At 74.2% G+C, this 11,194-nt stretch carries 10 protein-coding genes; 2 read left to right on the plus strand and 8 right to left on the minus strand.

Annotation, left to right across the window (positions count from 1 at the left end; genetic code table 11):
• Window positions 1–58 precede the first annotated feature (58 nt).
• The 5 genes from ACZ6RC_RS13270 to ACZ6RC_RS13290 are packed head-to-tail and all read right to left on the minus strand — an operon-like array spanning window position 59 to window position 4,970.
• Window positions 59–1,333 (minus strand): ABC transporter substrate-binding protein, encoded by a 1,275-nt coding sequence (locus ACZ6RC_RS13270; protein WP_453611658.1) that lies wholly within the window; start codon window positions 1,331–1,333, stop codon window positions 59–61.
• The gene (locus ACZ6RC_RS13275) at window positions 1,330–2,451 is read right to left on the minus strand and encodes a branched-chain amino acid ABC transporter permease (RefSeq protein ID WP_469581985.1); all 1,122 of its coding nucleotides are present in this window, start codon (window positions 2,449–2,451) and stop codon (window positions 1,330–1,332) included. The genes ACZ6RC_RS13270 and ACZ6RC_RS13275 overlap by 4 nt, the downstream gene beginning before the upstream one ends.
• Window positions 2,444–3,334 carry a branched-chain amino acid ABC transporter permease gene (locus tag ACZ6RC_RS13280; RefSeq protein WP_469581988.1) on the minus strand — a complete coding sequence of 297 codons (891 nt, stop codon included), beginning with the start codon at window positions 3,332–3,334 and terminating at the stop codon, window positions 2,444–2,446. Before ACZ6RC_RS13280 ends, ACZ6RC_RS13275 begins: the two co-directional genes overlap by 8 nt.
• Window positions 3,331–4,155 carry an ABC transporter ATP-binding protein gene (locus ACZ6RC_RS13285; RefSeq protein ID WP_469581991.1) on the minus strand — a complete coding sequence of 275 codons (825 nt, stop codon included), beginning with the start codon at window positions 4,153–4,155 and terminating at the stop codon, window positions 3,331–3,333. The genes ACZ6RC_RS13280 and ACZ6RC_RS13285 overlap by 4 nt, the downstream gene beginning before the upstream one ends.
• Entirely contained in the window at window positions 4,152–4,970 is an 819-nt protein-coding gene (locus ACZ6RC_RS13290) for an ABC transporter ATP-binding protein (protein ID WP_391135579.1), read from the minus strand. Before ACZ6RC_RS13290 ends, ACZ6RC_RS13285 begins: the two co-directional genes overlap by 4 nt.
• 250 nt (window positions 4,971–5,220) lie before the next feature.
• On the opposite strand from ACZ6RC_RS13290, the gene ACZ6RC_RS13295 reads away from it, so the two are divergent.
• Window positions 5,221–6,420 (plus strand): PucR family transcriptional regulator, encoded by a 1,200-nt coding sequence (locus ACZ6RC_RS13295; protein ID WP_391135583.1) that lies wholly within the window; start codon window positions 5,221–5,223, stop codon window positions 6,418–6,420.
• 540 nt (window positions 6,421–6,960) lie between these two features.
• On the opposite strand, the gene ACZ6RC_RS13300 is transcribed toward ACZ6RC_RS13295, so the two are convergent.
• Window positions 6,961–8,127, minus strand: coding sequence for a glycerate kinase (locus ACZ6RC_RS13300; protein WP_391135586.1), 1,167 nt, complete (start codon window positions 8,125–8,127; stop codon window positions 6,961–6,963).
• A 253-nt stretch (window positions 8,128–8,380) separates the two neighbouring features.
• Here ACZ6RC_RS13300 and ACZ6RC_RS13305 point away from each other — a divergent pair, with 253 nt between their 5' ends.
• Complete coding sequence (locus ACZ6RC_RS13305) at window positions 8,381–9,097, plus strand: SIR2 family NAD-dependent protein deacylase (protein ID WP_469581996.1); 717 nt, start codon at window positions 8,381–8,383, stop codon at window positions 9,095–9,097.
• A 37-nt stretch (window positions 9,098–9,134) separates the two neighbouring features.
• On the opposite strand, the gene ACZ6RC_RS13310 is transcribed toward ACZ6RC_RS13305, so the two are convergent.
• Window positions 9,135–9,629 carry a methylated-DNA--[protein]-cysteine S-methyltransferase gene (locus ACZ6RC_RS13310; protein ID WP_469582001.1) on the minus strand — a complete coding sequence of 165 codons (495 nt, stop codon included), beginning with the start codon at window positions 9,627–9,629 and terminating at the stop codon, window positions 9,135–9,137.
• Between the two features lie 16 nt (window positions 9,630–9,645).
• Window positions 9,646–11,142, minus strand: coding sequence for an AlkA N-terminal domain-containing protein (locus tag ACZ6RC_RS13315; protein ID WP_469582004.1), 1,497 nt, complete (start codon window positions 11,140–11,142; stop codon window positions 9,646–9,648).
• Window positions 11,143–11,194 lie beyond the last annotated feature (52 nt).

Raw genomic sequence — 11,194 nt, forward strand, 5'->3', positions numbered from 1 at the left:
CGGGGCCGGATGCTCGTCCACCCGCCCCGCCCGCCCCGGAGAGCCCCCGTGGGGCCCGTCAGCCCGTCTTCGGGGTGAAGCTCCGCGCCGCCTCGGAGACGAAGGGCTCGCGGACCGTGCGCATGCCTCCGGGGACGGTCTTGTCCGGCTGGATGATCACGGACTCGCGTGACGAGGGTGCCTTCGGGTCGCTGAAGTCGTGCGTCATGCCGAAGCCGGCGTCGTGGGCGTTCAGGGTCAGGAGGGCCTTGTCGACGCCCTCGCGGGTGAGGTCCTTGTCGGCGCAGGCCTTCTTCAGGGCCTCGCCGAAGACGGTGGCCGCGGTCCAGCCGGCCACGATGCCGTTGTCGAGGGTGTCGCTCGGGTAGGCCGTCTTGTAGTCGGCGACGAGCTTCTTGGCGGCCGGGGTGTCCGCGCCGATCGGCAGGCTCGGGGAGGCGAACCAGTACATCTTCTCCAGCGCCGGTCCGGCCTGGGTGCCGAGCAGCTGCGGGGCGAACGCCGAGTTGTTGCCGACGATCGGCACCAGCAGCTTCACGGCGGCCGCGACGCCCACCAGGGAGGCGGCCTGGCGCGGGCCCGCGCTGATGACGATGGCCTTGACCCCCTCCTTCCGCAACGCCGCCACCTGCGCCGACATGTCGTTGTCGGTGGGCTTGATCTTCTGCTCCACCACCGTGAGACCGGCCTTCTCGGCGGCGTACTTCGAGCCGGCCAGGGCGTTCTCGCCGTAGTCGCCCTCGAAGTAGACGTGGCCGAGCTTGTCGCCCGCCTTCAGGCCCTTCTCCTTGACCAGGAAGTCGACCGCGTTGATCGTCTCCACGTCGTAGGTGGCGCCGAGGACCCGGATGTACGGGGAGCCGAGCAGCGAGGCCGACCAGGCCTGCGGCAGGACGACCCCCTTGTCCTGGCCGTCGATGCGCTGCTTGACGGCGGCGACGAACGGGGAGCCGATGAACTGGGCGTAGCCGACCACCTTCGGTTCCAGCTCGGTGTAGGCCGACAGCGCCTTCTGGGGGTCGTAGCCGTGGTCGCGGACCGTCAGCTCCAGCTGCCGGCCGCAGATCCCGCCGGCCGCGTTGGTCTGCTTGACGTACAGCTGCTGGGCCTGGGTGACGCTCTTGCCGAGGGTGGCGTACACCCCGGTCATGTCGGTGAGCGCGCCGATGGCGATGGTCTTGTCGGTGACGCCCTTGCCGGCCTTCACCCCGCCCGCGCCGGTGCCCTGGTCGTCACCGCTCTTCGCCTTGGAGCTGCATCCGGCGGCCGTGAGCGTGACCAGGACGGCGAGTGCGGCGGTCAGGCCCCGCACAGCCTGTCGTCGGTGGTTCATCTGTCCTCCCCTGAGGATCGCGTGGTGCTTGAGGGTTGCTTGGTGCGTGAGGGGTGTGTGGTGCGCCGTGCGGCCAGCCGGACCAGGCCGCCGGGCAGGAAGAGCACCACCGCGACGACGGCGGCGCCGTAGAGATAGCGCGAGGCCTCCCCCGGTGCGATCCCGCCCGTCCCGGGGGCGGAGACCAGGGGAAGCGCGTCGCTGTACCGGTTGAGGAGCTGCGGCAGCAGGGAGACGAAGACGCCTCCGACCACCGCTCCGGCGACCGAGCCGAGACCGCCGATGACGATCATGGCCAGGTATTCGAGGGAGAGCATCATGCCGAAGTACTCCGGCACGGTGCGCTGGAAGACCAGCGCGAGGAGGACGCCGGCCAGGCCCGCGTACATCGAGGAGAGCACGAAGACGGCGGCGCGGTAGCGGGCCACGGGGATGCCCATGACGCCCGCCGCGATCCGGTGGTCCCGGATGGCGTTCATGGCGCGGCCGGGGCGGCCGCGCAGGACACCCCGGGCGAAGAGGGCGCCCGCGAGGAGCAGGACCAGACCGAGGTACCAGAGCTTCTCGGCGGCGCCGAACGGCACCTGGGCGATGAGGAGTTCGCTGTCGTCGAAGGTGAGGCCGAAGAGGCTGAGCGGTGGCACGGCCCGGCCGTTGAAGCCGCCGGTGAGGTCGTGGGCGTTGAAGAGGACGTGCTGGCCGATGAAGATCAGCGCGAGGGTGGCGATGCCGAGGTACGCGCCCCGCAGGCGCCCGGCGATCGGCGAGAACACCCCGCCGGCCAGGCCCGCGAGCGCGACGGCGAGGACGGCGGCGAGCCAGCCCGGCAGGCCGAGGCCGGCCAGTCCGTCCGTGCCGTCGCCGGCGAAGGCGCAGTAGCCGTACGCGCCGACGGCGAGGAAGAAGGAGTGGCCCATGGAGAGCTGGCCGGTGGCGCCGGTCAGCAGGTTGATGCCGATGGCTCCGATGGCGGCGGCCATGGCGAACAGGCCGGCCTGGAGCCAGAAGCGGTCCAGGTAGAACGGGAAGGCGGCGAGGACGAGGCCGGCGACGGCCCAGCCGTAGACCCGGGGGCGGGCGACGGCGGCGAACCCGCGGCGGGGCAGCGCGTCAGACACGGGCCAGCTCCTTCGTGCCGAAGAGACCGGCCGGGCGGATGAGCAGGACGGCGACCATCACCAGATACGGCGCGAGGTCGCCGATGCCCCGGCCGAGGAAGGTCAGGTCGCCCTGGTAGCCGGTGGCGAGGGACTCGGTGATGCCGACGAGGAGTCCGCCGACGAGGGCGCCGGTGGTGGAGTCGAGGCCGCCGAGGATCGCGGCCGGGAAGGCCTTCAGCGCGGCGAGGGAGGTGGAGCGCTCCAGGCCGGGGGTGGGGAAGACGGTGAGGAAGAGAGCGGCGACGGCGGCGAGCCCGCCGGCCACCGCCCAGGCGCCGAGCGAGACCCGGCCGAGCCGGATGCCCATGAGCGCGGCGGTCTCCTGGTTCTCGGCGGCGGCGCGCATGGCGACGCCCCAGGAGGTGTGGCGGAAGGCCAGCAGGAACGCGGTGATGAGCAGCGCGGCGGCGAGGAAGGCCGCGATCCGGGTCTGGGCGATCGTGACCGGGCCGAGGGTGACGACGGAGTCGCCCCAGGGGTCGCCGAGCGCGAGGATGTCGGTGCCGATGCGGCGGGTGAGTTCGGTGGCGAGCAGGATGTCGACGCCGATGGTGACGATGGCGAGGACGCTGTGGTCGGAGCCTCGGTAGCGGCGCATGACCAGGAACTCGACGGCCGCGCCGACCAGGGCGGCGCCGGCGATGCCGACGAGCAGCGCCGGCCAGAATCCGAGGAGTTCGTGGAGGACGGCGGTGACGTAGCCGCCGGCGAGCAGGAGCGAGGCGTGGGCGAAGTTGACGACCTCGGTGGCGCGGAAGATCACCACGAAGCCGAGGGCGATGAGGGCGTAGATCGAGCCCAACGAGACGCCGTTGAGCAGGAGTTCGGCGAAGGTGGTCACTCGGCGGTCTCCTCTCCGAGATAGGCGCGGACGACCGCCGGGTCGTTCTGTACGTCGCCGGGGGTGCCGTCGGCGATGCGACGGCCGAAGTCGAGGACGGTGACGGCGTCGGCGAGCCGCATCACCACTCCCATGTCGTGTTCGACGAGGACGATGGAGATCCCGAGGCTGTCGCGCACACCGGCGATGACGGCGGCGGTACGGCGGCGTTCGTCGGCGGTCATCCCGGCGACGGGCTCGTCGAGGAGCAGCAGCTTGGGCTCCATGCAGAGCGCCCGGGCGAGTTCGGCGAGCTTCTGCTGTCCGTACGGGAGGGACCCGGCGGGCTGCGCCAGCTGCTGCTCCAGGCCGACGAAGGCGGCGATCTCGCGTACCCGGGCCCGGTGCCGGGCGTCCTCGCGGGAGGCGGAGGGGAGCCGGAGCCCGGCGGCGACGAAGCCGGTGCGGGTGAGCCGGTGGCGGCCCAGCATCAGGCTGTCCTCGACGGTGGCCCGGGGCGGGAGGGCGAGGTTCTGGAAGATCCGGGCGACCCCGAGGTCCGCGATCCGGTGCGGGGGCAGGCCGGTGAGCTCCCGGTCCCCGAAGCGGACGGAGCCGGAGGTGGCCCGGTAGACCCCGGAGAGCACGTTGAAGCAGGTCGACTTGCCGGCGCCGTTGGGGCCGATGACCGCGTGGACGGTGCCGGGGCGCACGGTGAACCCGACGGAGTCCAGGGCGGTGAGTCCGGCGAACCTGACGGTGACGTCCCGTACCTCCAGGGCGGGGACGGGTGTGCCGACGCCCTGCGGAGCGGCCGGCGGGGTGGTGGCGTCGTCGCTCATCGGGCCTCCTCCCAGCGGGAGAGCACCGGATGGGCGGCGGTGGCGCCGGCCGCGTCGGCGGCGGCGTCCTCGTCGACGACGCCCAGATAGCGGCGGCGTACCTCGTCGGAGGCGGCGAGTTCGTCGGCCGGGCCGGAGAGGGTGACCTCGCCGACCTCCAGGACGTACGCCCGGGAGGCGAGGCGCAGCGCGAGCGCGGCGTTCTGTTCGACGAGCAGGACGGCCGTGCCCTGGGCGTTGATCTCGCGGATGGTGTCGGCGATCCGGGCCGCCATCAGCGGCGCGAGGCCGAGCGAGGGCTCGTCGAGGAGGAGCAGCCTCGGCGAGGCCATCAGGGCGCGGCCGACGGCGAGCATCTGCTGTTCGCCGCCGGACAGCAGCCCGGCGCGCTGCCCCGCGCGCTCGGCGAGGACCGGGAAGAGTTCGTGGACCCGGGCGAGAGCCGAGGCCTTCGCGGCCCGGTCGCCGCGGGCGCCCAGCGCTCCGGCGCGGAGGTTGTCCTCGACGGTCATCCGGGCGAAGACCTGGCGTCCCTCCGGCACCTGGGAGACGCCGGCGGCGACGACCCGGTCGGGCGCGAGCCCGCCGAGCTCCCGGCCGCCGAAGCGGACGGTGCCGGAGACGACGGCGCCGCCGTGGAACGACAGTGTGCGCGAGACGGCGCGCAGCAGCGTGGACTTCCCGGCGCCGTTGCCGCCGAGGACGGTGACGACGGCGCCTTCCGGTACGTCGAGCGACACCCTTCGCAGTGCGCGTACGGGTCCGTATCCCGCCGACAGGTCCGCTATCTCGAGCGCGAGTGCGGTACCCCCCATGGCTCCCCTTCCGTGGCCTGCCCGGTCTCCGTGGCCTGTCCGTTGCGTCGGCCTGCCCCGTTCCCGGGGCCTGTTCGGATTCCGTGGCCTGTTCAGTGGCGCTCACCCCAGCACCGCGGGGGCCGCCCGTCCACGTCCGGCGGCGGAAACGCTGCCGGTGACCAGCGGGCGCGGCGGCGGGTTGTGCACGGGCACAACAGTGCGTGTCAGGGGCCTGTGGGATACGGCGGAAGGATGGCATCCTCCGGGCATGGGACGGCGCAGACCGCGGACCGGCGACGACTGGAAGCTGCTCGCACAGGCGTGCGCGGCGCTCCTGGCACGGCTGCCGGAGCTGGTGGACGAGCATCTGAGAGAGCTGCACGCGTACGAACCGGCGTACGGCCGGATCGTGCCGCACGACCAGCACTGGCAGGAGGCCCACGAGGCGATGCGGATCGGGATCGAGATGATCTCGGCGCCCCGCGACTCGCCCCGGCGGGATCTGGAGCACGCGGACGAGATGGGCCGGCTGCGGGCGGAACAGGGGATGCCGCTGGAGCTGGTGGTGCACTCGTACCGGTCGGCCGGGCATCTGGTCTGGGAGGCGCTGATCGAGGGCGCGGCGGCGGATCCGGCGCAGCTGACGGCGCTGATGCAGTCGGCGACGATGGTGTGGCACGCGGTGGACGCGCAGGCGGACACGGCGTCGGAGGCCTATCGGGCGACGGAGCTGGAGCTGCGGCGGCGTACGGACGAGCAGCTGCAGGCGCTGCTCGACGCGCTGTTGCAGGGCCAGCGGACGCCTGAGGTGGTCTCGCGGGCGGCGGCGGGCCTGGATCTGCCGGAGCACGGGCGGTACGCGGTGGTGGTGCTGCGCTACGACCGGCGGGAGGTGCCGGAGCCGTTCCACCGGCGGGTGCAGGGCGCGGGGGTGCGGTTCCTGTGGCGGATGCGGGCGGACTGTGAGATCGGGGTGGTGTCGCTGACGGAGGGCACGGGTCTGGACGCGCTGTCCGAGCTGCTGACCGGTCGCTGCCCGGGCCCCGGCGGGATCAGTCCGGTGGTCTCGGGCCTCGCGGAGCTGGGCCGGGCCCGCCGGCTCGCGGAACTGGCACTGCGCACCTGCCCGCCGGAGTCCCACGAGATCGTCCGGCTGGACCGGCGGATGGCGGCCGCGCTGGTGGTCGGGCAGCCGGAGATGGCGGGGCTGCTGATCACGGGCGTGCTGGGCGGTCTCCTGGAACTGGATCCGGCGGACCGGGCGATCCTGCTGGAGACGCTGGACGTGTGGCTCGACTGCGAGGGTTCGGCGGGGCGGGCGGCGGGGCGGTTGTACTGCCACCGGAACACGGTCTTCAACCGGCTGCGGCGCCTGGAGCAGCTGACGTCACGGTCGCTGTCGCGACCGAGGGACCTGACGGAGATGACGCTCGCCCTGGACGCGTTCCGCCTGACGGCGGCGGGGTGAGGGGGACGGCGGCGGCGCGGGAGGAGTGCGGGCGGGGGCGGGCGCTCGGGCCGGGCGCCGTGCGGGCACAGGCCGGGCGGGGTACGGGCGCTGAGGCCCGGCGGGGTGCGGGCACGCAGGCCCGGCGGGGCGCGGGCACGCAGACCGGGCGGGCCGCCGACGCGGTCTCGGACGGCGAGAGCGCGGAGGGATCCGTCGAGGAGACCCTGCGCGCGATCTGGGCGGAGGTCCTCGGCGTCGGGCACGCAGGCCGGGCGGTGCTCAGGCCCGGCGGTGCTCAGGCCGGGCGGCGCTCCGGCCCGGCGGCGCGGGTGGCGCCGGAGCGGGGTGTGCGGCGGCGCCCCGGACGAACCGGGCGGGGGCGCCGAGCGGGGGTGGCATGCCCCCGCCCGTGGCCACGGGACCGTGACCGCCGGGCGGGACCGTGACGGAGAGACCGGCACGTGACGGGAAGGCCGGCCCCGGGCCGGCGGGCCGGTCCCGTCGGACCGGCCCGCCGGCCGTCAGCCCGACCCGCCCGCGACGCCGGGCCTCGGCGCCTCAGGCCAGGAAGTCGCGTGCGATGTTCGCCGCGACCTGCTCCAGGAGGGGGCCCGCCTCGGCGATGCACTTCTCCGTGTCCGGCTCCAGGTCCGTGAGCGGGTAGGCGCGGCGGATGCCGGCCGTGCCGAGCGTCTCCGGGGCGAGGGCGAGGCGGCCGCAGACCGCGACGACCTCCTTGCCCGCCGCGCGGGCCGCGGACGCGACGCCCGCGGGGGCCTTGCCGTGGAGGGTCTGCTCGTCCAGGGAGCCCTCGCCGGTGATGACGAGGGTGGCCCGCTCCAGGGCCGGGGCGAAGCCGAGGACGTCCAGCATCAGCTCGATGCCGGGCCGGAAGCTCGCGTCCAGGCCGACCAGCGCGCCGTAGCCGATGCCGCCGGCGCCGCCCGCGCCCGGGGCGACGGCGCACTCCGAGGCCTTGGGACCGATGGCCTTCTCCAGGACGGTGACAAAGTGGGCGAGGGCCGCGTCCAGGGTCTCGACGTCCTCGGGGGACGCCCCCTTCTGCGGGCCGTAGACCGCCGGAGCGCCCTTCGGGCCGGTCAGCGGGTTGTCCACGTCGCTGGCGAGGACCAGGTCGACGGAGGCGAAGCGCGGGTCGAGACCGGAGAGGTCGGCCGAGGCCAGCTCGCGCAGCGGCCCGCCGCCGGGGGCGACCGGCTCGCCGGCCGCGTCCAGGAAGACCGCGCCCAGCGCGGCGAGCATGCCCGCGCCGCCGTCCGTGGTGGCGCTGCCGCCGACGCCGAAGACGATGCTCGTGGCGCCCGCGTCGAGGGCGGCGCGCAGCAGCTCGCCGGAGCCGTACGTGGTCGAGGTCAGCGGCGCGAAGACACCGGGCGGGAGCAGCTGGAGGCCGGAAGCCTCCGCCATCTCCACGACCGCCGTCGTCCCGCGCAGCGCGAACGCCGCCGTCACCGGCTCGCCGAGGGGCCCGGTCACCCGCACCTCACGGCGCTCGAAACCGGCCGCCACCGCGGCCGCGACCGTGCCGTCGCCGCCGTCCGCGACGGGCAGCGTCTCCACCTCCAGCTCGGGGACGACCCGCCGCAGCCCAGCCGTGACCCGCTCCGCGACCTGTACGGCCGTGAGCGAACCCTTGAACTTGTCGGCCGCGACGAGCACGCGTGCTCGTCCCTGTGCGACCTCGGTTACTGCTCCGTCCGTCACCTTGCATCCCTTGCTTTCGAACAGGCAGTCGCGCCGAGGCCGACCCTATCCGGAGCGGAAGAGGCCGTGCCACCCCCCGATAAGGCGATATTCGCACCCATAGCGGGGCGCGGGATCCTCGACGATCGATCAAACGGGGGGCGACAGGCCCGTTCGTGCGCCCTGCGCCGACGGGCCGAGGCCGCCGGGACGGGCGGCCGAGGAGGCCGGAAATCCGTGGCGTCGCCCGTGAGCCGGGTCCTACGCTCCGGTCATGACCATGGTCGCGATACTCACCGGCGCCGGAATCTCCACGGATTCCGGCATCCCCGACTACCGAGGGCCCGACGGGGAGTGGACGCGCGACCCGGAGGCCGAGAAGGTCGTGACGTACGCGTACTACATGGCCGATCCGGCGATCCGGCGGCGGGCGTGGCGGATGCGTCTGGACGGGCCGGTGGGGCGTGCCGAGCCGAATGTGGCCCATCGGGCCATCGCCGCGTTCGAGAAGCGCGGGAACCCGGTCCGGGTGCTCACGCAGAACGTGGACGGGCTCCACCAGCTCGCCGGGGTGTCGGAGCGCAAGGTCCTCGAACTCCACGGCTCCGCGCGGGCCGTGGTGTGTACCCGGTGCCATGTCCGGTCCCCCATGGACGAGACGCTGGAACGGGTGCGGGCGGGCGAGGACGATCCGGCGTGCCGGGACTGCGGGGGCATCCTCAAGTCGGCGACCGTGCTCTTCGGCCAGCGGCTCGACCCGGTCGTCCTCGGCACGGCGATGTCGATCGCCAAGGCCACGAAGGTCTTCCTCGCGGTCGGCACGAGCCTCCAGGTCCATCCCGCCGCCTCCCTGGTGGGGATCGCCGCGGAACACGGGGCGCGGCTGGTCGTCGTGAACGCCCAGCCCACGCCGTACGACGAGATCGCCGACGAGGTCGTACGCGAGCCGATCGGCACCGCGCTCCCGGCGCTCCTGGACCGACTGCTTTGACGCGCCCGCCCGGGGCGTCTCCGGGGGCCGGTCCGCGTCAGAAAAGGGTGTCGGACCGGCCGGACTCGAAGGCGAGCAGCCGCTGTTTGCGGCCGAGGCCGCCGCCGTACCCCGTCAGGGAACCGCTCGCGCCGATCACGCGGTGGCAGGGGACGACGATGGAGAGCGGGTTCTTGCCGTTGGCCAGGCCCACCGCCCGGGAGGCGCCGGGGTTGCCGAGGGCCTCGGCCAGTTCGCCGTACGTCCGGGTCTCGCCGTACGGGATCAGGCACAGCTGCTCCCACACCCGAAGCTGGAACGGGGTGCCGATCAGCTTCAACGGCAGGTCGAACGCGGTCAGTTCGCCGGCGAAGTAGGCGTCGAGCTGGCGGACCGCCTCGCCGAAGGGGCGGGGGTCGGGCGCGCCGAAGGTCTCCTCCGGCGGGCGGTGGCGCTGGTCGGTCATGTGGATGCGGCTGAGGACGCCGTCGACGGCGACCAGGGTCAGCGCGTCGTACGGGCTGTCCACGACCAGGTGCTGGACGGTGGGCATGGCGGGGGCTGCTTCCTTAGGCGGGGAGGTGGTTGACGGGGTGGCTGTCGGTGGCCCAGAGGTACTGCACGGCGTACGCGCGCCAGGGCCGCCAGTCGGCGGCGCGGGCGGTCAGCGCGGCCGGGGTGGACGGCAGCCCGAGGTGGTGGGCGGCGCGGCGGACGCCCAGGTCGCCGGGGAGGAAGGCGTCCGGGTCGCCGAGGGCGCGCATGGCGATGACCTCGGTGGTCCAGGGCCCGAAGCCGGGCAGGGCCTGCAGCCGGGCGCGGGCCTCCTCCCAGTCGCAGGCCGGGCCCAGCTCCAGGGAGCCGTCGGCGAGCGCCTCGACGAGGGTGAGGAGGGTGTGGCGGCGGCTGCGGGGCAGTGCGAGCGTCTCGGGGTCGAGGCCGACGAGCGCGGCGGGGGTCGGGAAGAGGTGGGTGAGGCCGCCCTCGGGGTCCTCGACGGGGACGCCGTGCGCGGTGACCAGGCGGGCGGCGTGAGTGCGGGCCGCCGCGGTGGAGACCTGCTGGCCGAGCACGGCCCGTACCGCGAACTCGGCGGCGTCGACGGTGCGCGGCACCCGCCGTCCGGGCGCCCGCTCGACGAGCGGCGCGAGCTGCGGGTCGCGGCTCAGTTGCTCGTCGACCGCGACCGGGTCGGCGTCGAGGTCGAGCATCCAGCGGCAGCGGCTGATGGCGTGGGTGAGGTCGCGCGGGTCGGTGAGGGAGAGCCGGCAGGCGATGTGGTCGGGTCGCGGGGCCAGAGCCACGATGCCGTGGCCGTGCGGCAGGGCGAGCGTCCGGCGGTAGGCGCCGTCCCGCCACTCCTCCACCCCGGGCACGGCGGTCGCGGCGAGATGGCCGAAGAGGTTGGAGGGGTTCAGCGGGGCGCGGTACGGCAGGCGAAGCGCGAGGACACCCGGCGTCGCCGGGGCGCCGGCGGAGACACGGGAGCCCCCCGGGCGGGGGCCGCCGACGCGGGCCCGCAGCTCTCCGGGGGCGAGCGCGAAGACCTCGCGGACGGTGTCGTTGAAGGTGCGGATCGAGGCGAATCCGGCGGCGAAGGCGATCTCCGCCATGGGCATCGCGGTGGTCTCGATCAGCAGGCGGGCCGTCTGGGCCCGCTGGGCGCGGGCCAGGGCCAGGGGGCCCGCGCCCAGTTCGGCGAGGAGCTGGCGTTCGATCTGGCGGGTGGAGTAGCCGAGCCGGGCGGCGAGTCCCGGGACGCCCTCGCGGTCCACGACGCCGTCCTGGATGAGGCGCATGGCGCGGGCGACGGCGTCGGCGCGGACGTTCCACTCCGGGGAACCGGGGCTGGTGTCCGGCCGGCAGCGCTTGCAGGCCCGGAATCCGGCGCGCTGGCAGGAGGCGGCGCTGGGGTGGAAGACCATGTTCTCCGCCTTGGGCGGCACGACCGGGCAGCTGGGACGGCAGTAGATCCGTGTGGTGAGGACCGCGGTGAAGAAGACGCCGTCGAAGCGGGCGTCCTTCGACCGGACGGCCCGCACACAGCGCTCGGTGTCGGTGTGCATGGGTCCAGGATCGTGGACGGCGGCCGTCCCCGGCTGGCGAGAAAACGACATC

It is taken from the genome of Streptomyces sp. NPDC048353, from assembly GCF_055587165.1.

What these genes read in the sequence shown, in the direction of transcription:
- ACZ6RC_RS13270 (WP_453611658.1), bottom strand. Translation starts at nt 1,333, where the DNA reads ATGAACCACCGACGACAGGCTGTGCGGGGCCTGACCGCCGCACTCGCC.
- ACZ6RC_RS13285 (WP_469581991.1), bottom strand. Translation starts at nt 4,155, where the DNA reads ATGAGCGACGACGCCACCACCCCGCCGGCCGCTCCGCAGGGCGTCGGC.
- ACZ6RC_RS13290 (WP_391135579.1), bottom strand. Translation starts at nt 4,970, where the DNA reads ATGGGGGGTACCGCACTCGCGCTCGAGATAGCGGACCTGTCGGCGGGA.
- ACZ6RC_RS13295 (WP_391135583.1), top strand. Translation starts at nt 5,221, where the DNA reads ATGGGACGGCGCAGACCGCGGACCGGCGACGACTGGAAGCTGCTCGCA.
- ACZ6RC_RS13305 (WP_469581996.1), top strand. Translation starts at nt 8,381, where the DNA reads ATGACCATGGTCGCGATACTCACCGGCGCCGGAATCTCCACGGATTCC.
- ACZ6RC_RS13310 (WP_469582001.1), bottom strand. Translation starts at nt 9,629, where the DNA reads ATGCCCACCGTCCAGCACCTGGTCGTGGACAGCCCGTACGACGCGCTG.
- ACZ6RC_RS13315 (WP_469582004.1), bottom strand. Translation starts at nt 11,142, where the DNA reads ATGCACACCGACACCGAGCGCTGTGTGCGGGCCGTCCGGTCGAAGGAC.